The sequence below is a fragment of the Tabrizicola oligotrophica genome, assembly GCF_011008935.1.
Classification (GTDB): Bacteria; Pseudomonadota; Alphaproteobacteria; order Rhodobacterales; family Rhodobacteraceae; genus Tabrizicola_A; species Tabrizicola_A oligotrophica.
Genome location: NZ_JAAIVJ010000060.1, coordinates 1 through 249, shown reverse-complemented (window position 1 = coordinate 249; position 249 = coordinate 1). Strand labels below are relative to the sequence as shown.

The 249-nt window shown below is 65.5% G+C and carries 1 protein-coding gene; it reads left to right on the top strand.

Annotated features, from left to right (window positions below; genetic code table 11):
* On the top strand, positions 1-249 hold a 249-nt coding region (locus G4Z14_RS18820), incomplete at both ends, for a DUF7507 domain-containing protein (protein ID WP_164628492.1).

Sequence of the window (249 nt, the reverse complement as noted above, 5' to 3'; positions counted from 1 at the left end):
ACGGCGACGGCGACGTCGACAACACCGCCACCGCCGACAGCGACGAGACCGAAGAGGTCTCCGACAGCGAGGTGGTGGGCATCGTCTACGATCCGGTGCTGCTGATCGACAAGGTGGTGACCGATGTCGGCGGCGACGGGCCGGACGGTCTGGTCGACGCGGCCGGCGACATCATCACCTACGAGATCACGGTGACCAATGACGGCAACGTGACGCTGACCAATGTGACGATCACCGACCCGCTGACCG